The following is a 23,086-nucleotide window of genomic DNA, read 5'->3' as shown; positions in this document are numbered from 1 at the left end:
AACCGTTCCTAACGTAAACGACATGGTCGGGTCGAGTGCGTCACTAAAATCCATAGCGGCGCGCAAATTCCTGGGCAAGCTGCGACACGTCTTCGCAGGCATTGGCCCAGGGGGCAAAGTCGGGAGTGTCCGAGATAATGCCGTCCGCTTCCCAAACGGCCTGGTGCGAAAGATCCCAGGGATCGCGTGGCTCGGGCCGGCAGGGAAGGTACGGTGTCTGGTACATGGGATTCAGCAAGAAGAACGCGCCGCCCTCGCAGCGGTTGGCGAACTCACGTAGTGCACGCACCGCTGGACGCATCTTGTTTGTTTTGAACAGCAGAATCGTGCGGGCGAGCAGGTACCAAGGAGAGTTTTCGAGTGCGTCTGCCCCCATCTGTTCCTCGAGCTGGTGGGCTAGGGCAAAAAAGCCGTCCTGATCTTCCAAGCGAGCGAGGGCGAGCAGCACGGTGCCTGCGGCTCGGGTGGGATAGCCTTCTGCCTTAAGGACGCGGCGGGCGTAGTCGGCGGCAGCACGGTAGCGAGCGCTCGCCATGCACAGCTGCGAGATAGCCTCGAGCGTGTGGAGCCACCCGATAAGAGCCGGCTCGTTCACGGTGAGATCTGCCGCTGTCACGCCGTCCGTCAAAACCTTGTTGGCCCAGTAGTGTGGGGCCTCCATATCGAACCCGGGCACGCTTTGCCGCAGGTAATCGGCCGTGGTCACCTCGAGCTTCATCAGGTCGCCCAGGCAGGCGTCAACGGGCGTGTCGGCCAGGATGATGGCGAGCAGCTGCGCGTCGACGGCCAGTGCATCGACGCGGACAATCTTGAGCAGCTCATCGCGCATGTCGTCGAACAGGCGATTGCGCGTCTGCTCGAACTCCTCGTCGCTGCCCATGTCCTCGATGCGATGGAGCTCGTCGAGCAGGTGGCGATGAACACCGGCATAGGACAGCAGCGCCTGGGCATGCTCGGACTGCGCATACTTTTGGGGATTCGCGCTCATGTCGTTATGGACAAGCTCGCGTGCTGCATCGGTGAGCTCGGGGTGCGACGCCAGATAGGTGCGCTCCAGGTAGGCGGGGATGTAGACGCTCGGATCCATTAGAGGTCTCCTCCCTTAAATGGAAGCCCCTGCTCGGCTGCGCGCAGGATGCGCTCGTCGATCTGGGAACGCACGATGTCGTTGGTGGCGACCCAGGCGGCAAAGCTGGCGTTGTCGGGAGCGCCCAGGCCCTCCTGCAGTACCGGCGTCGCCTCGGACAGTGCAAGGACGAGCTCGTCGGTGGAGCCTGCACCCACGTTGACGCGGGCATAGACGCCATCGGGAAACTCGGTTTGGAAGTAGAGCGCCTCGGCCGCGTGCGGACACGAGCGCGCAAGGATACGCAGGTAGTGCTCGGCGCCCTCGTAGTCCAGCTCGCGCCAGGCTGCGCTCATCAGTGCGATGAGCGTCCACGGGTCCAAGTCGCGCTCCGCATCTTTGGGGCGGCGGCGCAGCGGGGTATTCGCGAGATAGGGTACGGAGTGGGCGGAGCGAAATCTTTTGAGCTCCTCGGCGGGGTATTCGAGCTTTGCCATGGCGAGCATCGCGGTGTGGCGGACGCCGGCCGGATCGTTGGGGGCAAAGTCGAGGCTGCGGTTTGCGGCTTCGAGCGACATGCGATAGCGGCCGCTAATGAGGGCGCGCGATGCCAAGGCGGCAAGCCAGCGCAGATAGGGGCGGCACGTAAGGTCGCCTGCGGCCTCGCGCTCGTAGGGGTCCTGCGCCGAGGCGATCTTGAGCGCCAGATCGTGCTCCACCTCGTCGCACTTGGACACCAGATACTGCACGTATTCCTCGTTGGATTCGGCGGTGAGCGCCGTCAGCATGCGCTGGGCATCCCAGTTGGCCGGATCGAGTGCGGCTGCCTCGCGGAGCATGTTCTCGGCCGCGGCTTCTTCTTGCTCTGCTTGGACGTCGTCGGGGATAAAGGGGATGCGGTAATCGACGGCCTCGACGACCTTGGCGATCAGATGCCCAGCTCGGTCGCGGTCGTGCACGATGAGCGGCGCGGGGTTACGGGTGAATTGTTCCATCAGACGCTCTACGGCGGGGCCGTCGGTGAGTGGAATATTGTCGCGGCGCAAGGCCTCAAGAACGAGGCGATGGCAATCCTCTTGTATGGGATCGAATGCCATGGGGCCTCCTTTGCTGCGGTTAGGGTTCAAATGTCTCTATATAAAGTTCTAGTTTACCCGCATGAGCCACATCGGGGGTGCCGCACTTGGACATGCACCTTTGCACCACGAAGACGGATGTCGCACAAATGTCGGCACCTTGGACGACCGAGTGGTATCACGGTGCCGCAAACGGTCGATTTTTGGCGGCGAACGGGGCACATTTTGGAGGGGCACAGTCCTGCCCGGGATATGTGGTCAACCTTGATAAAACGTTTGCCCAGCTTGGGAGTATGAATGCCCCACAGGGGTCTTCAGGGATAGAAAAAACGTTTCATCATTGTCGGCTTTAGGTGAATAACTGACCAACCAGAACGGTAAAATAGTGTTTGTCTGAGCGTTGAGACGTTTAGACATCGTGCATTGTCATCGCCGGCAACGCGCAAAATGGTCCTAACGGAGCCAATCGGGTGCTCCGTTATATACGCAAGTCTAAGAGGGGCTTGTTTAGGAGGCACAGTATGGGACGTTTTACCAATCCTCGCGATCTGTACTTTGGTGAGGGCGCTCGTCATGAGGTGAAGAACCTCAAGGGCAAGAAGGCCATCATCGTTTCTGGCGGCAGCTCTATGCGCCGCGGCGGGTTCCTGCAGGACGTCGAGGCCGACCTTAAGGAAGGCGGTTTCGAGGTCAAGCTGTTCGAGGGCGTCGAGTCCGATCCGTCCATCGAGACGGTCATGAAGGGCGCCGAGGCCATGCGCGAGTTCGAGCCCGACTGGATTATCGCCATCGGCGGCGGCTCGCCCATCGATGCCGCTAAGGCCATGTGGGTCTTCTACGAGTATCCCGAGGAGTCCTTCGACAACATCATCCAGCCGTTCAGCTTCCCCGAGCTGCGTCAGAAGGCTCATTTCTGCGCCATCTCCTCTACCTCCGGTACCGCTACCGAGGTCACCGCGTTCTCCGTCATTACCGACTACGCCAAGGGCATCAAGTACCCGCTGGCCGACTTCAACATCACCCCTGATGTCGCCATCGTCGACCCCGAGCTCACCTACACCATGCCTGCTAAGCTTTGCGCTCACACCGGCATGGATGCTCTGACCCACTGCATGGAGGCCTACGTTTCCACCTGCGCCTCTATGTTCACCGACGCCAACGCCCTGCACGGCATCCGCGAGATCGTCGAGTGGCTGCCCAAGTCCTATGCTGGCGACCATGAGGCCCGTCAGCACATGCACGAGGCCCAGTGCATCGCCGGTATCGCCTTCTCCTCGGGCCTGCTCGGCATCGTTCACTCCATGGCTCACAAGACCGGTGCTGCCTTCGAGAACGGCCACATCATCCACGGTGCCGCTAACGCCATGTACCTGGGCAAGGTTATCCAGTGGAACTCTAAGGACCCGCGTGCTGCTGAGCGTTACGCTTACGTGGCCAAGGAGATCCTGCACCTTCCCGGCGAGACCAACGAGGAGCTCATCGCTGCGCTCGTCCAGAAGATTCGCGACCTCAATGACCAGCTCAACATTCCGCAGTCCATCAAGGATTACGCGAATGGTGGCGTGAAGGTCGACGCCGAGAACCCGCAGATGGTTTCCGAGGAGGAGTTCCTCGCCAAGCTGCCCGAGATCGCTGCGAACGCCGAGACCGACGCCTGCACGCCCGAGAACCCGCGTGAGACCAAGGCTGCCGACTTCGAGAAGATCCTCAAGGCCTGCTACTACGACACCGACATCGATTTCTAATCGACTCTTGTTATCGTAACGAGGGGCTCCGCACGTATCCGTACGGAGCCCCTTTCTTTTTCTTTTAGAGAATGGGATAGTTATGGCTGCAATTTTCAATAGCCCCAGCAAGTACATCCAGGGCCCGGACGAGCTGGCCAAGCTCGGCTCCTATGTTGAGCCGCTTGGCGCTAAGGCCCTCGTCATCGTGACGCCTTCGGGCAAGAAGCGCGTCGGTGCCAAGATCGAGGGCGGCTTTGCCGAGGCTAAGGCCGAGCTGCTATTTGAGGACTTTAACGGTGAGTGCTCCAAGGGCGAGGTCGATCGCCTGGTTGCGCTCGCTCGCGACAACGGTTGCGACATCATCGTCGGCATCGGTGGCGGCAAGATCCTCGACACCGCGAAGGCCGTCGCCTATTACCTGGAGTCCCCGGTTATCATTTGCCCCACCATCGCCTCGACCGATGCCCCGTGTTCGGCGCTTTCGGTGCTCTACACCGACGATGGCCAGTTCGATAAGTACCTGTTCCTTAAGGCAAACCCCAACATTGTCCTGATGGATACGACGGTTATCGCGGCGAGCCCGGTGCGCCTGACGGTTTCCGGTATGGGCGATGCGCTCGCAACCTACTTTGAGGCCCAGGCGACGCATGATGCCGACGGTGGCACTTGCGCCGGCGGTAAGGGCGGCATGGCCGGCCTGGCGCTCGCCAAGCTCTGCTACGAGACGCTTATGGCCGATGGCGTCAAGGCCAAGGTCGCGCTGGAGAAGGGTGCGCTCACGCCTGCCGTCGAGCATATCATCGAGGCCAACACGCTGCTTTCGGGCATTGGCTTTGAGAGCTCGGGCCTTGCTGCTGCTCATGCCATCCACAATGGCCTGACGATGCTGCCCGAGTGCCACGGCATGTATCACGGCGAGAAGGTCGCCTTTGGCACCATCGTTCAGCTGGTACTCGAGGATGCTCCGACTGAGAAACTCGAGGAAGTCTTGGGCTTCTGCATTGAGCTGGGCCTGCCGGTCACGATGAAGGAACTTGGCGTTGCCGAGCTTACGCGCGAGCAGGCCATGATTGTTGCCGAGGCCGCCTGCGCGCCCGATGACACCATGTGCAATATGCCATTTGAGGTGACGCCCGAGATGGTCGCAAACGCCATCCTGGGTGCCGACGCGCTGGGACACTACTATCTCATGGATGAGTAAATCAAGCTAAGGAAGGGGCAAAGCCAGCAGACGGCTTTGCCCCTTTTTGCTATGGTGCAAACTAACCTGACCCCATCGCACCAAGTTGGTGCAAAGGGGTCAGGTTACTTTGCACCAATCGTTGTTTGATGAAGGGCGGATTCTCGTATGGCGCTTCCTATGGTTTACGGCGGTCCCGGCCGGTATGTTCAGGGGCCGGGCGAACTTTCGCGTCAGGGCAGGTATTTGTCATGGTTGGGCTGCGCTGCCTATGTCTTGTTTGACCAGGGCACCGAGGATCGGCTGTGCAGGCAAATCGTCGATGGATTTCTGGATGAAGATCTAAGCGAGCCGTTCTTTAAGATTTACAACGGTCCGTGTACGGAAGATGCCGTTGTCGAAATGGCCAAGGAAGCCCAGGCCGAGTATTGCGACATGGTGGTGGGCATTGGCGGCGGCAAGATGCTCGATATCGCAAAGGCCGTTGCGTTTTATGCTGAGCTGCCGTTGTGTGTATGCCCCACGGCGGCTTCGATGGACGGTCCGTGCAGCGCGATTTCGGTGCTGTATCACGAGGATGGGTCGTTCGATCGCTATCTGATGCTCGAGAAGAATCCGGACCTGGTCGTGGTCGATACCAACGTGGTCGCGGCGGCCCCGCTGCGCATGACGGTCGCCGGTATGGGCGACGCGCTGGCAACGTACTTTGAGGCGCGTTCGTGCGCCGCGGCGCACGGCGCGAACGAGCACGGTGGCGCGCCGGGGCACTTGGCACTGGTCGCGGCACGTGCCTGCTACGATACGCTTATGGAATGCGGCGTCGCTGCCAAGCGCGATCTCAAAAAGGGGCGTACATCGCCGGCGGTTGAGCGCCTGATCGAGTGCAACATCCTGCTTTCGGGCGTTGGCTTTGAGAGCGGTGGCTTGGCGTTGGCGCATGCCATCGCCAACGGTCTGACGATTCTGCCCGAGTGCAAGGCCATGCACGGCGAGGCCGTGGCGTTTGGTCTGGTGGTCCAGCTTCGTCTGGAGCGTGCGCCCGAGCTTGAACAGGTGCTCGAGTTTTGTCAGCGCGTCGGTCTGCCGACGACGCTCGAGGAGCTGGGCCTTGGCGAGATTTCCGATGCCGACCTGATGAGCGTTGCGGATGCGGCCTTTAGAAACGAACGCAATATGGCCAACGAGCAGGCCAAGGTGACCAAGCAAAAGCTCGTCGAGCTCATGCGCGAGGCATAGTTTGGCGCTTGATCGACCTTGTGCAATCGGGGCGGCGATAGGCCATAGGCTATTTGCCGCAAAGGTGCTCCGCGTGTAATTTGCCCGAGGCACGGGCCGATAGCGTATCATTATCTCTTGCTTGTTTGCACTGCTCAGGGAGGGGCCGCGCATGGCGCAGGAACACGATCTATTTGATGACATTATCGAGATCAGCAAGGGTTTCGACTTTCTTAAAAACCCGCTTGGCGGCGTGACCGATGCGCTCGATCCGTCGGCGCCGCAGTGGAATCCTGCCGACTACAAGGAGCGTCCGCGTGGCAACACCATTCCGTGTCTGACCTGCAAAAACGAAAAGAGCGGCTGCACCGCGTGCATGGACGTGTGCCCGGTCAACGCTATCGAGGTCGAGGAAGACGCCATCGAGATCCTCGACTCCTGTCGCAAGTGCGGCCTGTGCGCCGCTGCCTGTCCGACCGAGGCGATCATCTCGCCGCGCTTGGCGCCCAAAAACCTGTATGACGACATCGTCTCTGCTGCTACGAGCCACGAGACCGCCTACGTCACCTGCACGCGCGCCCTTAAGCGCATGCCGCGCGAAAACGAGGTCGTCGTCGCCTGCGTGGGCGATATTACGGCCGAGACCTGGTTCTCGGTACTGGCGGACTATCCCAACGTGAGCGTGTACCTGCCACTGGGCGTGTGCGATAAGTGCCGCAACACCGGTGGCGAGGATATTCTGGGCGAGGCCATCGCCACCGCCGAGGAGTGGGCCGGTACGGGCATGGGCCTGGAGGTCGACCCCAAGAGCCTCAAATGTCATAAGCGCCGCGAGTACGAGCGCAAGGAGTACATGGAAAAGATCGCCCGCACCACGGGCCTAACCGTGACTAAACTCAACCCGGCGACTGCGGCACTGGCCTCGGTGACGCAGAAGCTCAAAGCCCATCGCCATCAGATTACCCAGCTGGAGCGCACGCTCAATACCATGTGCGGCGCCACGACGGCAAAACGTCGCCGTACGCTTACGCACGGGCGCCAGCTGGTACTCTCGACGTTGCAAAACCACCCCGAGCTTGCCCAGAACATGCAGGTGAGCACGCCGGAATGCGATTTTGACAAGTGCACGTCGTGTGGCGAGTGCGTCAACGTGTGCCCCACGTTTGCCTGCGATTTGGTGGGAAGCGGCCGCTTTGCACTGGAGTCCACGTATTGCCTAGGCTGCGGTGCCTGCGTCAAGGTGTGCCCCGAGCATGCGCTCAAGTTAGTTAAGCATGACGCGTCCAATCTGGTCGTCGTCGATCCCGAAGCCGAGGAAAAGGCCGCCCAGAAGGCGAAGGCTCACGAAGAAGCCCAGAAGGTCAAGGCCGAGGCAAAGGCCAAGCTCGATAAGATGCTCGACCAGGTGGAGAAGCTCGCGGACTAGTCAGCGACCCCTATCTCTGCTTCATTCGTGCCGCCGTGGCGTCCGGGTTAGCCCAGATGCTGCGGCGGCGCTATACTTATGCAGTTTGAAATGCTTGTACCAAAAGGAGCTGTCGTGTCCCTTTCCATCGGTATCGTGGGCCTGCCCAACGTAGGCAAGTCGACGCTGTTCACCGCGCTTACCAAAAAGACCGGCCTTGCCGCCAACTACCCGTTCGCCACGATCGACCCCAACGTGGGTATCGTCGATGTGCCCGATAGCCGTCTGCAAAAGCTCGCCGACATCGTCAACCCGGGTCGCATTGTGCCGGCGACGGTCGAGTTCGTCGACATCGCAGGTCTGGTGAAGGGCGCCAACGAGGGCGAGGGCTTGGGCAACCAGTTCCTGGCCAACATTCGCGAGACCGACGCCATCTGCGAGGTCGTGCGCTACTTTAAGGACCCCAACGTCATGCGTGAGGTGGGCCGCACGGGCGAGTTCGTCGATCCCGCCGGTGACGCCGATACCATCATGACCGAGCTCATCCTGGCCGACATGGGCACGCTCGAGAAGCAGCTGCCCAAGCTCGAGAAGGAGGCCAAGCGCGACAAGGAGCTCATGCCCAAGTTCGAGGTCGCCAAGCGTCTGCTTGCCTGGCTCAACGAGGGCAAGCGCGCCGCGTCCATGGAGATGACCGACGAGGAGCGCGCCGCTGCCAAGGGCCTGTTCCTGCTCACTATGAAGCCCATCCTGTATGTGGCCAACGTGGACGAGGATATGCTCAACGACGATCTGGCGCCCATCGATGGTGTTAAGCCGCTGCCCATCTGCGCCAAGATCGAGGCCGAGCTTTCCGAGCTCGATCAAGAGGACGCCGCCGACTACCTGGAGAGCTTGGGCTTGGAGCAGCCCGGCCTGGACGTGCTCGCACAGGCGGCCTATAAGCTGCTTGGCCTGCAGTCGTTCTTTACGGCCGGCGAGATGGAGGTCAAGGCCTGGACGGTTCGTCAGGGCGCGACCGCCCCGCAGGCCGCCGGCGTCATCCACACCGACTTTGAGCGCGGCTTTATTAAGGCCGAGGTCATTGGTTACGACGACTACATCGAGCTTGGTGGCGAGCAGGGCGCCAAGGCTGCCGGCAAGCTGCGTATTGAGGGCAAGGACTATGTTATGGCCGATGGCGACGTCGTGCACTTCCGCTTTAACGTGTAAGGACGACGCATATGTTTAAATATGGCAAAAAAGCTGGCTACATGGGTATTGCGCTGCTCGTACTTGCGGTGATTCCGCTGGTGGTCGCAGCGTGTGTTATCCCCAACATTGGTCCCGAGGTGGCAACAAAGTTTAATGCTGCCGGCGAGGCGACGCGCTGGGGCAAGAGCTACGAGTTGCTGGCGTTGCCGGTGCTCAATCTGCTGCTGAGCGTGGCGACGTACTTTACGGCGGGACGCCAGGCAAAAAACAACGATGACTCCGCCGCCATGGCACGCATCGTGTGCGAGCGCTACCTGCGCAACGGTTGCATCACGGGTGTATTTCTCAACGTGATCAACGTTTACTTTATGTACTCGGCGATTACCGGAACGGGCTTTGGCTTTGGTTTCTAGCTTGTCCTTTTAGGCAACGAGCCTGCATGCATATTCAATGGCTGCTGCGAGGCCGCCGCTCGATCGTGGTTGAAAGACTACATCGGCGGCGGCCTCGTTTTCGTATCCGGCGCCGCGAAGGGTGAGTGCTATGCCGGCTTCTAAAAGGAGCGGCAGGCCGCGTTGGCTGGTTGCGATTACGGCAGCCTGATTGAGCGAGCAGCTGTGCGCTTGGCATTGGATAGCAAGTTCTCCTTTCTCCGGGCAAGGGACCAGAACGGCGACGACGCGACTTGATAGCAATGCAAATGCTGTGCGCTCATCGGGCGAAAGGCATTCTGCTTCAACGACGACGAGCTTGGGCGGTGCGCTGTTTGTGCGAAGCGTGGCTCGGTACATGCGGACCGAAGAACCCGACATAGAAAACTCCTGTGTATTCGGCAAAACGTAAACTATAGTTTACGTTTATGTTCGGCTCCATTTCAAACTCGGCTGCATGGACGAACGTGCGAAACAGATTCTTGGCAGGCGGGTCGAAGAGACACGCAGGGACCTTGGTATCTCCAAGGTTGATTTTTGTGTGGCGACAGGAATCAGCCGACCCTACCTCGACCGAATCGAAGATGGGACGGCAAATTTCACGCTCAAGGTTCTATTTAAGATCGCGCCCGCACTCGGCATGACGGTGTCAGAGCTTCTCGAGGGCATCGAATAGGGGATACCCGTCGACAACTGAATTACGCCATCGGGATGCGGTCGTGGTTGACTTGGCTGTAGAACAGGCGCTGGATTTCGGCGGCATCGCGTGACTGGCCGAGTGCCCACATGGTCTTGGCCACAAGCGTCTCGGTGGTCATGTCGTCGCCGCGCAGAATGCCCGGATGATCGGCGTAAGCACGGCCGACCTCATAAACGCCCAGATCGAGGCCCTCTTCGGGGACCTGCGTGGTCATAACGACGGTGCGGCCCGAATCGACCCAGCGGAAAATCGCCTCCTGGAATGACTCGCCGGACTCGCCAAACTCGGGAATACCGCCAATGCCAAAGGTCTCAAGAATTACAGCATCGTAGCTATCGGCTAGGGCGTCCAGGATACCCGGGTTCACGCCGGGCGTAAGCTTAAGGACAAACACGCGCGGGTCGATGCTGTTGTAGAAACGCACCGGGTTTTCGCCCTGATGAGTGCCGTGGAGCCCGTTGCGCACGATGCGGTCGTTGCGGATGTAGGCAATGGGCGGATAGTTGACGCTAATGAACGCGTTAAAGCTCATGGTGCGCTGCTTGCGGGCGCGCGTGCCGGCAATGGCGACGCCACCAAACACAATCGACACATCGTGCGAGTGCTCGTCGAGCGCATAGAGCAGGCTCTGGTACAGATTGAGCTTGGCGTCGGTAAAGGGGTTGCCCATGGGCTTTTGCGAGCCGGTGAGTACGATGGGCTTGGGGCTGTCCTGAATCAGATAGGAAAGTGCTGCCGCGGTATAGCTCATGGTGTCGGTGCCGTGCAGAATCACGAAGCCGTCGTGGTCGGCATAGCCTTCGACGATGACGTCGCGGATACGCATCCAGTCACTGGGACGCATATTGGTACTGTCGATGTTCATGGGCTGCACGACGTCGAGCTCGCAGAGGCCTGAGATCTCGGGGACGCTCTGGGCGAGCTCCTCACCGGTCAGGGCGGGGGAGAGGCCGTTGCCGTCCTCGGTCGATGCGATGGTGCCGCCCGTGGCGATGAGAAGGATGCGCTTCATGCTGGTATTCCTATCGTATTTGCCGCCGCAGAGGCGGAGTCGTTCGGCAGTATTGTGGCACAGGGCGTCCAATGTTCAAACGTATTACATCATCCGTAACGTTTGGTAACACTTCAATTGCCGTCAAATAGGGGCCCTGGTCGTGCGTTTGCCGTGCGCTGATGGCTGCGAGGGACGAGAAACCCCATATAACGTGTACACTATGGAGGTTATTTTCGTTCATTCACGCGGGTGGGCACCGGCTCCCCGCCAACAAGAGGGGATACCATGGATCAAAAGGCTTCCGCAAAGGTCCTCGTACTCGACTTTGGTGCGCAGTACGGTCAGCTCATTGCCCGTCGCGTCCGCGACCTCAACGTGTATTCCGAGATTGTTCCCTGCGACATATCGGCCGATGAGATTCGCGAGATGAACGCCTCTGCGCTCATCCTTTCCGGCGGTCCGGCCTCCGTGTACGCCGAGGACGCTCCGTCCATCGACCCCGCCATCTTTGACCTGGGCCTTCCCGTCCTGGGCTTTTGCTACGGCCATCAGATTACGGCCGTGACGCTCGGCGGCAAGGTCGGCTACTCCGAGGTGGGCGAGTACGGCCGCGCTACCATCACACGCACGGCTGGCGCCAAGCTCTTTAACTCCACGCCCATGGAGCAGACCGTGTGGATGAGCCACCGCGATGCCGTCTCCGAGGTGCCCGAGGGCTTTACCGTTACCGCCAGCACCGACGTGTGCCCGGTTGCCGCCATGGAGTGCGTCGAGCGCAAGATTTTCACCACGCAGTTCCACCCCGAGGTCAAGCACTCCGAGTACGGTCAGCAGCTGCTGAGCAACTTCCTGTTTGAGATCTGCGGCTTGGAGCCCAACTGGAGCATGGACAACCTGGTCGAGACCATGACGGCCGAGTTCCGCGAGAAGGTCGGTGACGACCGCGTGATTCTGGCCCTGTCCGGCGGCGTCGACTCCTCCGTCGTGGCTGCGCTGGGCGCCCGCGCCGTGGGCAAGCAGATGACCTGCGTGTTCATCAACCACGGTCTGCTGCGCAAGGGTGAGCCCGAGCAGGTGGAGGAGGTCTTCACCAAACAGTTCGATGTCGATTTCATTCATGTGCATGCCGAAGACCGTTATGCCGAGCTTTTGGCCGGCGTGGTTGAGCCCGAGGAGAAGCGTCGCATCATCGGTACGCAGTTCTGGAAAGAGTTCTTCGCCGTGGCGCAGCAGCTCGAGACCGATGGCAAGCCGGTCAAGTACCTGGCTCAGGGCACCATCTACCCCGACATCATCGAGTCCGGCGCTCGCAAGACGGGCGGCAAGACGGCCACCATCAAGAGCCACCACAACCTGATTCCGTTCCCCGAGGGCGTGCACTTCGACCTCATTGAGCCGCTCGATCACTTCTTTAAGGACGAGGTTCGCGCGCTTGGTCTGGCGCTCGGACTGCCGGGCCACATCGTGTTCCGTCAGCCCTTCCCGGGCCCGGGTCTGGCCATCCGCATCATCGGTGCGGTCGACAAGGAGAAGCTCGAGATCCTCAAGAATGCCGATGCCATCGTGCGCGAGGAGCTCGACGCCTACAACCAGCGCCTGTTTGAGCAGACCGGTGAGCGCAACTCCGAGCACAGCTGCTGGCAGTACTTTGCGGTCCTGCCCGACATCAAGTCCGTTGGCGTCATGGGCGACGAGCGCACCTATCAGCGCCCGATCATCCTGCGCGCCGTCGAGTCCAGCGACGCCATGACCGCTGACTGGGCCAAGCTTCCCTACGACGTCTTGGCCCGCATCTCGGGCCGCATCGTTGCCGAGGTTCCCGGTGCCAACCGCGTGTGCTACGACATCACGTCCAAGCCGCCCGCGACCATCGAGTGGGAGTAGGCTGATAGGGTTCTGACCTGCATTTTTGAGTGCCGCACTGTGCCGCTGAGTTTCGTTTCGTACGAGAGTCACGGCAAAGCCGCCAGCGATGTTGGTGAGTAAATACGATGATCTAGCCTCCGTTCCCGCGTTGGGACGGAGGCTTTTTCTTTGTCGTTTTACTCCCTTTCACCTGCTATTTCGCGATTTGCTCCCCGTATTTCAAGACGGCAAGGCACGGTGCGGCATTCGGAGGAACGGGAGTAAGGATTCATCCCAAGTGAGTAGACGCGCGATTTTTGTCTCCGAGAGCCAAACGGGGCCGTTTCGGGGCCTGTGAAACTCAAATCGAACTCAATAGGCTTTTCGGCGGTCTTCTCACAGCGTTTTCCCAGGTGGTTAATGGGGAGTAAAGAATCTCGCCGCCTCAATGAAAACGGGAGTAACCAGGGGAAATGCCGCGGCGTACTGCCGCGTGCCGCCGTGTAAGCCACCGCGTCATTTACTCCCCAGGTGCGCCGGAAATGCCTTGGCATGCAATGGGGAGTAAAAACTCAGCTTACGCAGGCCCGAGCGGCGCTCGCCGCCTGGTCCACCGTCCTGATTCGGTTGCGTTGATCGCGAAATGCGGAGAGCCGCTACAGCGAGGCTTTCCAGTCCTCGTATTCGTCGGCGTCGATCTTGCCGTTTTCGAGCTGCGCGCGCTTCTCTGCCCACAGTTCGATCGCCATCGCGGCTTTGGGCGCGTGCGGCGCCTTGGGGTTCAGGGAGAGGCCCGTGCCGTCGGCTGCGGGCACGATGCCGAAGGAGTCCTCGAGCCGCACGAGCAGCGACATGAGGTCGCCCGCAGTCTCGACGCCGTAATCCTTGAGGGCGTTGACGGACACGCCGAGCGCCGCGGAGATGGACTCGAGCAGCTCGGGCTTCACGGCGCGGATGCCGCTCTCGTAGTGGCGCACGGCCCCCTCGGTCAGGCCGACCGCCTCGGCGAGCTGCGCCTGCGTCATGCCGCGCGACTTGCGGTACCGCCTTATGTTCTCGCCTACGGACATGAGCCCTCCTCCTGGAATTACGTACCAGCACATCTTATCAGCGTACGCAAATGTACGCAATTCTATTGACAGTACAGATATGTACGTTTACTCTGAATCTGTGAACCGTACGTATCCGTACGCCATTGATTGGAGGAGCCATGGACGAGAAGGTGGCGAAGACGCCGAGGCCGCACATGCTGGACGCCGACGAGGTCGCGGAGCTGCTGAGGATCAAGAAAGGCAGCGCCTACGAGGTGATCAGGAAGATAAACGCCGAGCAGGAGGCGCGCGGGCGCGTGGTCATCCGCGGGCGCGTTCGAAGCGACGTCTTCGACGCCCTGTACTTCCCGGAGGTGGACTGACATGCCCGTGTACAAGGACGACGGCAACGGCACGTTCTACGTGCAGTGCTACTACCGCGACGCCCGCGGCTCGAAGCGCCACAAGACGAAGCGCGGCTTCTCCTCCGAGGTGGAGGCCGCAGTGTGGGAGAGCCAGTTCAAGAGCCTTAACGGCGGGGCCATGGACATGACGTTCTCCGAGTTCGTCGAGGTGTACGCCTCCGAGGTGAAGCCGCGCATACGCGAGCACACGTGGATCACCAAGGAGTACATCATCAACGACAAGCTCGTGCCGTTCTTCGGGGACATGCGCATGTGCGACGTGAGGCCGATCGACGTCATCAGGTGGCAAAACGAGCTCACCGAGCACCGGGACGCCGACGGGAAGCCCTGGGCACCGACGTACCTGCGCACAGTGAACAACCAGCTCAACGCCATCTTCAACCACGCCGAGCGCTACTACGGCCTCAGCGACAACCCGGTGCGCAGGGTCGACAAGATAGGCTCGAAGAAGGGCGGCGAGATGCAGTTCTGGACCAAGGACGAGTACCTGAGGTTCAGCGAGGCCGTCATGGACAAGCCTCTCTCATTCCACGCCTTCGAGCTGCTTTACTGGACGGGCATACGCTGCGGCGAGCTCCTGGCGCTCACGCCGTCCGACTTCATGCTGGAGAGCTCGCGGCTGCGCATCAACAAGTCGTACCAGAGCCTCAACGGCGTTGACACCGTGACCGACCCCAAGACGCCCAAGTCCGTGCGCACGATCGTCATGCCCGCCTTCCTGCGCGACGAGATGGCGGACTTCATCGAGATGCGCGACGACGTCGCCCCCGACGAGCGCCTGTTCGCCGTGACCAAGCACTTCCTGGCCCACGAGATGGAGCGCGGGTGCAAGGCGTCGGGCGTGAAGCGCATCCGCATACACGACATACGCCACAGCCATGTGAGCCTGCTGATAGAGATGGGCTTCTCCGCGCTGGCCATCGCCGAGCGCATGGGCCACGAGGCGGTGGACATCACCTACCGCTACGCGCACCTGTTCCCCACGAAGCAGGACGAGATGGCCGCCGCGCTCGACGGGGCGAGGGGGTAAGAAGGATGCCGTGCGAGAACAGCGCCCGCAAGCGCAGCAAGACGATGGCGTTCCGCTGCACGCCCGAGGAGCGCAAGCTCATATGCGAGATGGCAGCCTGGAGCGGCATGAACAGGCAGGACTACATCATCGCCAAGCTCACCGATACCCAGGTCGAGGTGAGGCCCTCCGTGAGCGTGCAGAAGGCACTGAGGGACTCGATGGCGGAATTGGCCAAGGAGGTGCGGCTGGCGGCCTCCTACGGCGAGCTGAGCGAGTCCCTGCAACAGAGAATTGAGCACGTGATGAGGTTCTTCCTAGCGCTCGGCGAGCCTCTTGACGCGCCGACGGAAGAGACATCGCCACGAACTACGTTTTTGGAAGAGCCGGTTCCATCCGTCATCGATGTGGGTTCCGACACCGCAAGCATCTTCGAGATGGGACGCAGGTAGGGCCTAGCGCCAGACCTCCAACGCCTTGTCCGCAAGCCATTCGGCGCGATCGGCGATATCGCCCTCGTTCCAAGACTCCTTCTCTAGGGCGCCGGCCATGGTCGCAAGGCCGGCGGCGCAGAGGGCAAGGCCGTCCTTGTATCCCTTTCCCTGCTTCTTGGTGGGCCAATCGGCATCGCGGATGGAGGCGTTGAGCGAATGCGTGATGATGGCGAGGTTGCCGAGCGTGAGGAGCTTCCGGTCCCTTCGCGTGGCAGCCTCATCGTCGAGGGCTCCCCATTTGTTGCGCCACTTCTTGGGCATCATGTGCTCGAGGGTGTACTGGTTGAACCCGAGCAGGGCCGTGCTGCTCATGCCCGGACGAATGGCGCTTTCCAGCAGATAGAGGACGCCCTTGGACTGGAGGTTGTACAGACACGATTCCTCGAATGCCGCTCGAACCTCGGCGTCGCCGGGCATGTACGTCGTCGCCTCGTCATTGGCTTCGAGAGCCTTCCTCAGCGCCTCCGCGTCCTTCACCTCGTTCAAGATCAGCGAGGTGAACAGCCTGTTGTAGTTCTTCGTGGTCGCCTGAACCAGCATTCGGCGGACGATGTAGCTCTCAAGCAGGGCGTAGATCTTAGATTCCTCGCTCGAAGACTCCGCGTTCTTTCGAACGTAGAGCACGTACGGGATGAGCGTCGAGTTCTTGAGGCCGAATATCAGCACGTTCAGGCGCTCGACGCCGGAAGCGGAGGGGATGTCCGCGTCGCAGTAGCCAGGGTCGAACGTGGACTCGAACGCCTCGGCATACGCCTTCATGTTGTCGAGAATCTCGACCTTGTCGCCGTTGCAGTACCTGCCGATGAAATCCTTGTAGGACTGGAAGAGGTTCGAAGTACGCGAATAGAAGAGCTTGTCCTCGGTCGTGACGCCACGCCTCTTGTCCTGGACCAGAATCTGGAGGAACGCGTCGAAGAAGAGGTCGACGAGCGTGCGCTTGATGCGCCCGGTAACGATCTCCTGCTCCCAATACTCCCTCTTCTCAGCCGTGGGCTCGAAGACGTCTTCCCAGCACTCCTTGAACGCCTGCTCGTTCTCGCGGTTGAAGAAGTAGTTCTTAAGGAGCTCCGCCGTCGTCAGGCGCACCCCGAGCGAGTTGATGGTGTCGAATATCTGCTGCTCGTCCTCGCCCTCGGTAAGATCGATGCAGACGAACTGGACGTTCGACTTGATCGTGTTCCTGTCGACCTTCTCCGGGTCGATATTCTTGAGGAAGTAGTTGTAGGCAAGGACGATGGCCGAGGAGCCCTCGAGGGGTTCGCAGCCCGTGGCGCTGACGACCTTTTCGAAATCCTGCCGGTCGTACTTGCCGTGCCGCAAGGCGACATCGCCGGTCTCCAGGACGAAATCTCGCTCAAACAAATTGTTGGTGCCGTTTTTTGCACAGAGTGCCTTGAAGAAGATGACCATGGTCGTGAGTCGCTGCTGGCCGTCGATGACGGTGCGAACCTCGGAGACCTCGGACCAGGTGTTGCCGGAGGAGGCCTGCTTCAGGATGATGGAGCCCAGGAAATAGGGCCGCTTCGAGGCCGTGACGAACTCCATGTCGCCGAGGAAACGCTCCCATTGCTCTTCTCCCCAGACGTACGCCCTTTGGTAAAAAGGTATTTCGAGCAGGCGCGATCCGTTGAACACGCCGCTTATCGTTGCTTTTCCTGCATCCATCCTTAAAGCCCTATCTATCCTTTGCGGTTATTGCTGGCGGGGTCAATTTTATCAATACGCTGCTTGACCCTTTAATGTTCCCGGTCCTTGCCGTCTTCTCCCCAGAAGGTGCTCGAAGATGATGCGCAGGTCCTCGTCATCAAGGCAGCCGCCCTCGAGGCAGCCACGGTCGATGGTATCGATCATCGTCTGCCCCTTCTTCTTCGAGCGGTCGTAGATCACTGTGTCGAGGGATAGCTCCCTGCCGTCGCGCGTGAACATCTCGTGCATGAATTCGGCACTGTTCGCTTGACTTCAATCGCGTACCGCGTGCTCGAGCGGGCCGCTTCCCCTCGATATGGCGACATCCCAATGCTCGCAGTTAAGCAGAAGAAGTCGGTTCATGAACTCGACGCCCGAAAAACCGAGTCTCGCAAACGGCGGAAATAGAGGGTCATCTGAAAAGACCGCAGCATACTCACTGCTCAACGGCATATACGCGAGATGAAAATCGTACGAGTCGTCCTCGGGCCCGATGATGAACATAGGCATCGACGTCGTAACGAACCCTGAGCCGACGGGTGCCCTAAGGATGGAGAAGCTCTTCTCAAAAAAAGCCTTTCGAATACGGTTAACTGGCACAATATCATCGTTGGAGAAGAGCATGGTTGCGGCGGCGGCAAGCTCGACCACCGCTTGGGAATCCCCGCGCCAATCCGACCAATCGAGCAAGCCGAGCTCATAGGGTGTCAGATGAACGTTTCTGAGCAGCTCTTCGGCAGTCTCGCGTGACCATTTCTTGTCGACGCGCATACTGATAGGGTGCCGGACGATGATATTTGCTGCCAGCTCGCAAACGGCGGCTTTCCCATCAGAATACCCTTCGTCTTCGCACTGGTCTTCTTTCTGGCGTTCCAAAAAGCGATCGTAAAGCGGCGCGATGCGGCTCTCGAGCTCAGATAGCTTAACCTCGATGAGGTTCTGCGCATAGAATCTGTCTGTCGCATCGCCTGTCGCATCGGCATGCTCGACCTCATAAAGATCGCGCATGCTGCAAAGGTTCTCGCAATTCGTGCGGAAGAAGGAGCCCTTCTGTCTGCTGTAGGCATGAAGCTGCCCGGAGGAATCCGCGAAATGGCGCAGGTAGAACCGCGGCACCCAGTGCTGCTTTCGCGTCATCTTTCCGGGCAGCTTCGACATCCTAAGCCTTCACCGCCTCGTATTGGTAGGTCGTGCGCACGTTGTAATGGAAGTCGTTTCCGAGGTCCAGCGCCTCGAAGTGCTTCTTGGCGCAGCCGATCTTGATCTTCTCCGCGTCGCGCAGGGCGGGCTCGCCGTTCTTGCCGCCCTTGGTCTCGGTCACGAAGTACACGCGGCGCTCGCCGTCGGCCTCCTCGACGTACGCCCAGTCGGGGTTGTAACTGCCGAGCGGCGTGTCGATCTTGAACGCCGAGGGCAATTTCGCGAACACGAGAACCTCCTCCTGCTTGTCTAGAGCCTCGGCAAAGGAGCGCTCGACCCCCGCCGAGTCGTAGACCACGTAGTTGTACAGGCTCTTGCTCGTCATGTCCGGCTTCCACGCGTTCTGCCCAAGGTAGGCCGTGTAGTCGTCAAGCTCGAGGTCGCGCATGGTGTACCACTCGTCCTCGGGAAGGCGCACGTACTTGATGCCCTGGGCGATGAGGTCGTTCTTCACGCGGTTGATCTTGTCGCCGACCTGCGCGAGGAAGGTCGCGGGGTCGATCTCGAACTCGTCGAGGCGGCTGCAGCCCTCGAGGATCGCCTTGATGGTGCCGCGGGTGAGCCCGACGGCGTCCTGCAGCTCTGCGATCGGGTCGGGAAGGTCGTATTTCACCTTTCCCGAAACGGACACCACGGAGGTGCCCGTGCCCTCGGCGCTCACGCCCGCGTCGTCGATGCCCAGCGAGGCACGCTCGCTCGTCACCTGGGGCGGGCGCACGGCGAGCATGCCGTCGACAGCTTCGATGGCATGTTCGATGAGCTTGCCGGAGTCGACCTCGACCTGGAAGCGCGTGCGCTGGCGGATGCGGTCCCACAGGGCCTGGAACGCAGGGTCGAGCGTGACGTCCTTCTGCAGCTCGACCGAGACCTCCTTGGCCTTGTCACGGATCTGGACCCTCTGGGACTTGTGGATGATGATCGCCTCGACCTGCTCCTTGGCAGGCTCGAGCTCGGCGGGGAGCTCGACCTTGCCCTCCTCGGCGGCCGCCTTCAGCTCGGGCGTCACCGCGCCCTTGTCGTCGACCATGCCGGTCGCGACGAGGTGGTCGTAGACCTGCTTGGACTTCTCGTAGCCCAGGCGCTCCTCGACGCCATCATCGCCCTTGACCGTGACCTTCGTGAAGCTCTCCGGAGTGATGACGCCGAACTTGAAGTCCTCAGCCTCAAGCTCCTTCTGCAGGCCGTTGGCGAAGTCGTCGTAGCTCTCGTTCGCGATGACGGTGAGCACGTTCGCCTCTGGGTCGTACAGGCGCTCGCCATCCTGGTTCACGCACAGGCGCAGACCGCGGCCGATCTTCTGGCGCTTGGTCAGGTTGTCCTTTGTCTCGACGAGCGTGCAGATCTGGAACACGTTGGGGTTGTCCCAGCCCTCCTTGAGCGCGGAGTGGCTGAAGACGAAAGAGACGTCCTTGTCCGCGTCCTTGCCGTCCGGGAAGGAGATGAGCGTCTCCTTCTTCTGCATGATGAGCTCGAAGGCCCCGGCGTCGTCGGCGGTGCCGGCGGCTCCCTTGGAGTCCTTGAACTTGCCCTTCTTGTCCTTGGCGAAGTATCCCTGGTGCACGGCGTGGGGGTCGCGCACCAGCGGGGCGCCGACGGCTTCGTAGCACTCGAGCCACGTGCCCTTGCCGATCCCCGCCGCCTTTGCGATGCGACGAGGCGCCTTCGAGTTCAGGGCACCTGCGTACTCCTCCTCAAACATCAGGGCGTACAGGCCGCCGTGGACTTCGGGCTCGTAGACGCGGTATCGGTCGACGCGGTCGATGAAGAAGAGCGAGAGCACCTTCACGCCGCGCGGCCACAGCTCGAACTGGCGGGCCAGGTGGTCCTCGATGGTGCGGCGGATCTGCGCGCGCTTGACGACCTCCTCGTTGACGTCGCCCAGCGCCTCGCCGAGCTCGAGCACCTCGCCGTTCTGGAACTCTATGAACTCGTCGCCCACTGCGGCGCCGATGTTGTTGACCACCCAGCCGCTCTCGTAGTCGCTGTTCTCGCCGCTCTTCTGGTAGAGGTCGTTGCCGGTCTTCACCGTGACGGCCTTGCGCTTCTGCGTGCCGTCGGCCTGGCGCACGTCGATGGACACCTTGGCGGAGAACGGGTCGGACTTGACGGACTCGAGCCTCACGTACGCGCCGTTGAGGTTCGCCTCGGCCTTGATCGAGTCCACGCAGATGCCCTTCACCAGGTGGCGCTCGAAGGCGTCGACCGGCGTGAGGCGGTAGATCATGTTGTAGGCCTGCTTGTGCGTGGCCGAGTAGCGCAGCACGAACAGCGGGTTCAGGCTCTTGATGGCGGCCTTGGCCTGCTTGGTGTTGTCGACGCTCTGGGGCTCGTCGATGATGACGACGGGCTTGCAGGCGCTCACGAGCTCGCGAGGGCTGAAGCCGCCGGTGAGCTTCTCGCTGGGACGGTGGAAGAGGTTGCCCTCCTTCGCGGTGCCATCCTTCTCGAGGCCCTTGTTGAACGCGTCGATGTTGATGACCATGACCTGGATGGAGCTCGACGTGGCGAAGTTACCCACCGGCCCCATGTCCTTCGAGTCGTACACGAAGTAGTCGAGCGGCGTGCGGTCGTAGAGCGTCTCGAAGTGCCTGCGGGTGGTCTGGAGGCTCTTGAGGACGCCCTCGCGGATGGCCACGCTCGGCACGACGATAACGAACTTGGTGATGCCGTAGCGGCGGTTTAGCTCGTAGATGGAGCGGATGTAGACGTAGGTCTTGCCGGTGCCGGTCTCCATCTCGACGGTGAAGTCTCGCAGGCGCCCATCGGTGAGGACGTCGGTTGCCGGGAGGCAGCCCTCCTCCTGCACGGCGTGCAGGTTGTCGAGGAGCTGGCCCGGCGCCACGCGAAGCTCGTTGCCGTGGCCGACCATGAGCTCGCCGATTGCCGTCTGGCCTTTGCGGCCGGAATCGGCGGAGAATACGCTGCCAATAAATTGTTGTCCGCGGAACAGGTCGCAGGTTGCTTCGATGGCCTCCAGCTGGTGCTGCTGGTCGGATGAGAACTTGAACTCGAGCGCCGCCATGCTAGACCGTCCTCAATTCGATCTCACAGCCCATGCGCTCGCCGGCGTGCTTGAAGATCTGCACGGCGTTGAGCTTGAGGGTGTCGTCGAGGACGGAATCGAGGATGAGAACGCGCCTGGGCTCCATGTCGGCGATGGCCTCGAGCGCCTCAATGGTGAGGCCTCGGGACATGCAGCAGACGAGCTCGTCGCAAGCGACGGACCAGATGGGATAGCCCGCGGCTTCAGACTTCTCGACGGGCAGCGTGAGCTCGAGGCCCCATTTGAGCATCATCTCGAAGACGATATCCATATCGGAGCGATCGGGCTTGACCACGTCGAAGAGGAGCTGACCGGGCTCGGGCTTCTCAATGCCGGACTCATCGAGCTCGAACACACGGAAGCCGATGTCGGGAAGCTGCTTGGGTCCCTCGCCAAGCTTGAGTTGACGGTTGGATTCCTCGAGCTCGGTTTTGATTTTGTCGCCTGCGCGGCGAATGCGTCCTTCGCCTATGTCGCAGAGAGTCTCATACCCGTCCTTGTAGGCGTCGCGTTTCGGGTCACAAGGCTCTGGAAGCTGGACAAGGATAAACTGATAGCGATCATCTTTTCCGAGCTCCTGCAGGAACATGGCATGGGCGGTCGATGCTGAGCCTGAGAAAAAATCAAGCACAATATCACCCGTGCTTAAATGCTCATGTACGGTAAAGAAGCAAGCAACCGAAAACAATAGATAGACCGCCAGCACTACACTATTCCGAACCAAAGACCAAAAGATAAGCATTTTGAGAAAATCTAAACTTTTGGATTTTCCTACAATGCCGACTACGGCGGAATCCCTCCCACTCCTTATATATTTCTTTCTGTATACATTGAATTTGTATTTAGTAAAATGCAGACAACACCACGGATCGGCTTTTGGCTGGACAATTCCAACCAAACACCGCAGCAGACAGTAGAAACCATTCTGAACGTTAGGAAGCCGGTATGATTGTTACATATAAGGGGAAGAAAAATTTCTTTTAGATACTTGTTTTCCTAAAACTGATGTGATATAATAATTCAAGTCCAGAAAAGGAGTAAAAAATATGCGGCAAGGTATTCTTAAATAAAACTATAATCAAATAGTGGGAACAAAGGATTATGATAGTCCCTTTTGTAGTGGCTTAGTTTTTTGTACCCAATTTAAGAATACTTTTGCCTTATCAATTTTGACATATCCCCAAAAACAGCACTCACAAACAGGTGTATGCTGCATATGTGTATGTCCGCAAATTATCATCCCCAGTGGTAAAAGTATTTTACTGCTGGGGATTTTTATGCCCTTCGGGGCAGTAAAGGGAGGACAATCACATGAAAATAAGGCTTATAGGACAAAATGTGTGTCCACTTTAGGGGCATCGGCGC

General features: G+C 60.1%; 21 protein-coding genes. 11 read left to right on the top strand and 10 right to left on the bottom strand.

What is annotated here, in order from left to right; translation table 11 throughout:
• Positions 1–43: 43 nt before the first annotated feature.
• Both DW180_RS08615 and DW180_RS08610 read right to left on the bottom strand, forming a co-directional pair.
• Positions 44–1,087, bottom strand: coding sequence for a hypothetical protein (locus DW180_RS08615; protein ID WP_117805958.1), 1,044 nt, complete (start codon positions 1,085–1,087; stop codon positions 44–46).
• On the bottom strand, positions 1,087–2,163 hold the full coding sequence (locus tag DW180_RS08610; RefSeq protein ID WP_118238407.1) for a hypothetical protein: 1,077 nt from the start codon (positions 2,161–2,163) through the stop codon (positions 1,087–1,089). The genes DW180_RS08615 and DW180_RS08610 overlap by 1 nt, the downstream gene beginning before the upstream one ends.
• 500 nt (positions 2,164–2,663) lie before the next feature.
• On the opposite strand from DW180_RS08610, the gene DW180_RS08605 reads away from it, so the two are divergent.
• The 6 genes from DW180_RS08605 (at position 2,664) to DW180_RS08580 (ending at position 9,276) form a co-directional block, all read left to right on the top strand.
• Complete coding sequence (locus DW180_RS08605; RefSeq protein WP_117583326.1) at positions 2,664–3,887, top strand: iron-containing alcohol dehydrogenase; 1,224 nt, start codon at positions 2,664–2,666, stop codon at positions 3,885–3,887.
• An 82-nt stretch (positions 3,888–3,969) separates the two neighbouring features.
• Entirely contained in the window at positions 3,970–5,070 is a 1,101-nt protein-coding gene (locus tag DW180_RS08600) for a glycerol dehydrogenase (RefSeq protein WP_118238406.1), read from the top strand.
• Positions 5,071–5,217: 147 nt separating this feature from the next.
• Positions 5,218–6,285 (top strand): glycerol dehydrogenase, encoded by a 1,068-nt coding sequence (locus DW180_RS08595; protein WP_118095117.1) that lies wholly within the window; start codon positions 5,218–5,220, stop codon positions 6,283–6,285.
• A 151-nt stretch (positions 6,286–6,436) separates the two neighbouring features.
• A complete protein-coding gene (locus DW180_RS08590; protein ID WP_118238405.1) occupies positions 6,437–7,690 on the top strand; it encodes a 4Fe-4S binding protein in 1,254 nt (417 codons plus the stop codon).
• A gap of 114 nt (positions 7,691–7,804) precedes the next feature.
• Complete coding sequence (ychF, locus tag DW180_RS08585) at positions 7,805–8,881, top strand: redox-regulated ATPase YchF (protein ID WP_118238404.1); 1,077 nt, start codon at positions 7,805–7,807, stop codon at positions 8,879–8,881.
• Between the two features lie 11 nt (positions 8,882–8,892).
• Complete coding sequence (locus DW180_RS08580; protein WP_117716790.1) at positions 8,893–9,276, top strand: DUF1648 domain-containing protein; 384 nt, start codon at positions 8,893–8,895, stop codon at positions 9,274–9,276.
• Between the two features lie 9 nt (positions 9,277–9,285).
• Here DW180_RS08580 and DW180_RS08575 read toward each other — a convergent pair whose 3' ends face one another.
• Positions 9,286–9,675, bottom strand: coding sequence for a hypothetical protein (locus DW180_RS08575; protein WP_118238403.1), 390 nt, complete (start codon positions 9,673–9,675; stop codon positions 9,286–9,288).
• Between the two features lie 76 nt (positions 9,676–9,751).
• On the opposite strand from DW180_RS08575, the gene DW180_RS08570 reads away from it, so the two are divergent.
• On the top strand, positions 9,752–9,970 hold the full coding sequence (locus tag DW180_RS08570; protein WP_035136926.1) for a helix-turn-helix domain-containing protein: 219 nt from the start codon (positions 9,752–9,754) through the stop codon (positions 9,968–9,970).
• A gap of 22 nt (positions 9,971–9,992) precedes the next feature.
• Here the strand turns inward: DW180_RS08570 and DW180_RS08565 are convergent, their stop codons facing one another.
• Positions 9,993–11,006, bottom strand: coding sequence for an asparaginase (locus DW180_RS08565; protein ID WP_118238402.1), 1,014 nt, complete (start codon positions 11,004–11,006; stop codon positions 9,993–9,995).
• 267 nt (positions 11,007–11,273) lie between these two features.
• Here DW180_RS08565 and guaA point away from each other — a divergent pair, with 267 nt between their 5' ends.
• Positions 11,274–12,872, top strand: coding sequence for a glutamine-hydrolyzing GMP synthase (guaA, locus tag DW180_RS08560; protein ID WP_118238401.1), 1,599 nt, complete (start codon positions 11,274–11,276; stop codon positions 12,870–12,872).
• A gap of 617 nt (positions 12,873–13,489) precedes the next feature.
• On the opposite strand, the gene DW180_RS08555 is transcribed toward guaA, so the two are convergent.
• Positions 13,490–13,903, bottom strand: a complete 414-nt coding sequence (locus DW180_RS08555) for a helix-turn-helix domain-containing protein (RefSeq protein ID WP_022349661.1) — start codon at positions 13,901–13,903, stop codon at positions 13,490–13,492.
• A gap of 140 nt (positions 13,904–14,043) precedes the next feature.
• Between DW180_RS08555 and DW180_RS08550 the strand changes: the two genes are divergently transcribed.
• Genes DW180_RS08550 through DW180_RS08540 form a run of 3 tightly spaced genes read left to right on the top strand, consistent with a single transcriptional unit; the run spans position 14,044 to position 15,750 of the window.
• Positions 14,044–14,247, top strand: coding sequence for a hypothetical protein (locus tag DW180_RS08550; RefSeq protein ID WP_006681531.1), 204 nt, complete (start codon positions 14,044–14,046; stop codon positions 14,245–14,247).
• 1 nt (position 14,248) lies between these two features.
• Complete coding sequence (locus DW180_RS08545) at positions 14,249–15,319, top strand: site-specific integrase (RefSeq protein ID WP_022349660.1); 1,071 nt, start codon at positions 14,249–14,251, stop codon at positions 15,317–15,319.
• Between the two features lie 5 nt (positions 15,320–15,324).
• Positions 15,325–15,750, top strand: coding sequence for a hypothetical protein (locus DW180_RS08540; protein ID WP_118238400.1), 426 nt, complete (start codon positions 15,325–15,327; stop codon positions 15,748–15,750).
• A 3-nt stretch (positions 15,751–15,753) separates the two neighbouring features.
• Here DW180_RS08540 and DW180_RS08535 read toward each other — a convergent pair whose 3' ends face one another.
• The 5 genes from DW180_RS08535 to DW180_RS08515 are packed head-to-tail and all read right to left on the bottom strand — an operon-like array spanning position 15,754 to position 22,352.
• The gene (locus DW180_RS08535) at positions 15,754–17,457 is read right to left on the bottom strand and encodes a DUF262 domain-containing protein (protein WP_022349658.1); all 1,704 of its coding nucleotides are present in this window, start codon (positions 17,455–17,457) and stop codon (positions 15,754–15,756) included.
• A gap of 51 nt (positions 17,458–17,508) precedes the next feature.
• A complete protein-coding gene (locus tag DW180_RS08530) occupies positions 17,509–17,727 on the bottom strand; it encodes a hypothetical protein (protein WP_022349657.1) in 219 nt (72 codons plus the stop codon).
• Between the two features lie 24 nt (positions 17,728–17,751).
• Positions 17,752–18,636 carry a DUF4238 domain-containing protein gene (locus DW180_RS08525; RefSeq protein WP_022349656.1) on the bottom strand — a complete coding sequence of 295 codons (885 nt, stop codon included), beginning with the start codon at positions 18,634–18,636 and terminating at the stop codon, positions 17,752–17,754.
• Between the two features lies 1 nt (position 18,637).
• Entirely contained in the window at positions 18,638–21,700 is a 3,063-nt protein-coding gene (locus tag DW180_RS08520; RefSeq protein ID WP_033499421.1) for a type III restriction-modification system endonuclease, read from the bottom strand.
• Position 21,701: 1 nt separating this feature from the next.
• On the bottom strand, positions 21,702–22,352 hold the full coding sequence (locus DW180_RS08515) for a hypothetical protein (RefSeq protein WP_199408098.1): 651 nt from the start codon (positions 22,350–22,352) through the stop codon (positions 21,702–21,704).
• Positions 22,353–23,086: the final 734 nt, after the last annotated feature.

It is taken from the genome of Collinsella sp. AM16-21 (genome assembly GCF_003471905.1).
GTDB lineage: Bacteria > Actinomycetota > Coriobacteriia > Coriobacteriales > Coriobacteriaceae > Collinsella.
The sequence above is the reverse complement of the archived record's forward strand: the minus strand, read 5'-3'. Positions and strand labels throughout refer to the sequence as shown.

Excerpts from the sequence above, each read along its gene's own strand:
- DW180_RS08605 (WP_117583326.1), top strand. The coding sequence starts at position 2,664 with ATGGGACGTTTTACCAATCCTCGCGATCTGTACTTTGGTGAGGGCGCT.
- DW180_RS08545 (WP_022349660.1), top strand. The coding sequence starts at position 14,249 with ATGCCCGTGTACAAGGACGACGGCAACGGCACGTTCTACGTGCAGTGC.
- guaA (WP_118238401.1), top strand. The coding sequence starts at position 11,274 with ATGGATCAAAAGGCTTCCGCAAAGGTCCTCGTACTCGACTTTGGTGCG.
- DW180_RS08535 (WP_022349658.1), bottom strand. The coding sequence starts at position 17,457 with ATGGATGCAGGAAAAGCAACGATAAGCGGCGTGTTCAACGGATCGCGC.
- DW180_RS08610 (WP_118238407.1), bottom strand. The coding sequence starts at position 2,163 with ATGGCATTCGATCCCATACAAGAGGATTGCCATCGCCTCGTTCTTGAG.
- DW180_RS08525 (WP_022349656.1), bottom strand. The coding sequence starts at position 18,636 with ATGTCGAAGCTGCCCGGAAAGATGACGCGAAAGCAGCACTGGGTGCCG.
- DW180_RS08530 (WP_022349657.1), bottom strand. The coding sequence starts at position 17,727 with ATGCACGAGATGTTCACGCGCGACGGCAGGGAGCTATCCCTCGACACA.
- DW180_RS08580 (WP_117716790.1), top strand. The coding sequence starts at position 8,893 with ATGTTTAAATATGGCAAAAAAGCTGGCTACATGGGTATTGCGCTGCTC.
- DW180_RS08615 (WP_117805958.1), bottom strand. The coding sequence starts at position 1,087 with ATGGATCCGAGCGTCTACATCCCCGCCTACCTGGAGCGCACCTATCTG.
- DW180_RS08590 (WP_118238405.1), top strand. The coding sequence starts at position 6,437 with ATGGCGCAGGAACACGATCTATTTGATGACATTATCGAGATCAGCAAG.
- DW180_RS08565 (WP_118238402.1), bottom strand. The coding sequence starts at position 11,006 with ATGAAGCGCATCCTTCTCATCGCCACGGGCGGCACCATCGCATCGACC.
- DW180_RS08600 (WP_118238406.1), top strand. The coding sequence starts at position 3,970 with ATGGCTGCAATTTTCAATAGCCCCAGCAAGTACATCCAGGGCCCGGAC.
- DW180_RS08570 (WP_035136926.1), top strand. The coding sequence starts at position 9,752 with ATGGACGAACGTGCGAAACAGATTCTTGGCAGGCGGGTCGAAGAGACA.
- DW180_RS08520 (WP_033499421.1), bottom strand. The coding sequence starts at position 21,700 with ATGGCGGCGCTCGAGTTCAAGTTCTCATCCGACCAGCAGCACCAGCTG.
- DW180_RS08540 (WP_118238400.1), top strand. The coding sequence starts at position 15,325 with ATGCCGTGCGAGAACAGCGCCCGCAAGCGCAGCAAGACGATGGCGTTC.
- DW180_RS08595 (WP_118095117.1), top strand. The coding sequence starts at position 5,218 with ATGGCGCTTCCTATGGTTTACGGCGGTCCCGGCCGGTATGTTCAGGGG.
- DW180_RS08550 (WP_006681531.1), top strand. The coding sequence starts at position 14,044 with ATGGACGAGAAGGTGGCGAAGACGCCGAGGCCGCACATGCTGGACGCC.
- DW180_RS08555 (WP_022349661.1), bottom strand. The coding sequence starts at position 13,903 with ATGTCCGTAGGCGAGAACATAAGGCGGTACCGCAAGTCGCGCGGCATG.
- DW180_RS08575 (WP_118238403.1), bottom strand. The coding sequence starts at position 9,675 with ATGTCGGGTTCTTCGGTCCGCATGTACCGAGCCACGCTTCGCACAAAC.